This is a genomic window from Pseudomonas sp. A125 (assembly GCF_055409485.1).
In genome coordinates this window covers 1-1,213 of record NZ_JBUZVP010000084.1, presented here as the reverse complement: position 1 = coordinate 1,213, position 1,213 = coordinate 1, and the positions used below count along the sequence as shown (strand labels likewise).

General features: G+C 61.1%; 1 protein-coding gene. It reads left to right on the top strand.

The window, feature by feature from the left end; genetic code table 11:
* The first annotated feature begins 175 nt into the window (after nt 1-175).
* The gene (locus ACZRN6_RS36485) at nt 176-1,045 is read left to right on the top strand and encodes an HD-GYP domain-containing protein (protein ID WP_223198360.1); all 870 of its coding nucleotides are present in this window, start codon (nt 176-178) and stop codon (nt 1,043-1,045) included.
* Nucleotides 1,046-1,213: the final 168 nt, after the last annotated feature.

Genomic DNA, 1,213 nt, shown 5'->3' with positions numbered 1-1,213 from the left:
AGAGCCCAGAGCCCAGAGCCCAGAGCCCAGAGCCCAGAGCCCAGAGCCCAGAGAATTGTCGGAGGAGCAATCTCTGCCGTCTAGTCCACTAAGCAAGAAAAGTGACGGCGCAACCTCAATGGAGAGCGAAATGTGTTATGCACGGAAACTCTGTCTTGCGGCCAAGTCCCAAGTCATGGACATGTTCCAGGAAGCCCGGCTTGGCAAGGCCGTCGACCCAAGCACGACGTTGCCGCTGGTCGGAGAAATCGCTGCCTCGGTGCTGCGCCAACCTCATGCCCTCATCAGCGTCGCACGCATCAAAACGCACGACGATTACACCTACCTGCACTCGGTTGCCGTCTGCGCCCTGATGCTATCGCTGGCCCGGCATCTCGATCTAGACGAGGAGCAAACGCGCCTGGCTGGCATCGGCGGACTGATGCACGACCTAGGCAAGGCCGCGATGCCGCTGGAAGTGCTTAACAAACCAGGCAAGCTCACCGATGCCGAGTTCGCCATCATGAAGCGCCACCCTGTGGAGGGCGCAAAGATGCTGCGCGCAGGCGGGGCCGAGCCCGGGGTGGTGGACATTGCCCTGCACCATCACGAGAAGATCGACGGAACCGGCTACCCGGATCGCTTGGCCGGTGACGCCATTTCACTCCTGGCCCGCATGGGCGCAATCTGCGACGTCTATGATGCCGTGACGTCGGAGCGAGCCTACAAAAAGCCGTGGGACCCGTCCGCGGCGATGCGGCAGATGGCCAAGTGGGAGGGCCATTTCGACAAACGCATCTTCCACGCCTTCGTCAAGGCCGTGGGCATCTACCCCGTCGGCTCCTTGGTTCGCCTGTCCTCTCAGCGTCTGGCCGTTGTCGTTGAGCCGGGAATGGAATCACTGCTGACTCCCAAGGTTCGCGTGTTCTTCTCGCTACGCTCGAGAGAGCCGATCCCGATGCAGACCATCGACCTGGCGGCCACGAGTTGCAAGGACAGTATCACTGGCCCCGAAGACCCGACGCTCTGGAACTTCAAGAACCTCGACGACTTGTGGATGGAATAGCCCCCACAAAACGACGGCCCCGTGAGGGAGCCGTTGAACATCGTCGAGCGATGCCCGTCCAGGGAGGGATGGCCGAGCTCGATTCTCCAGAAGGTAGCTGGTGACACGAGTGTTGAGCCCACCCAACTAGGGTGACGGAAATTTCTGGGGTTCCGGCTTACATCCCCA

Coding starts and splice junctions, on each gene's coding strand:
- ACZRN6_RS36485 (WP_223198360.1), top strand. CDS start 176: ATGGACATGTTCCAGGAAGCCCGGCTTGGCAAGGCCGTCGACCCAAGC.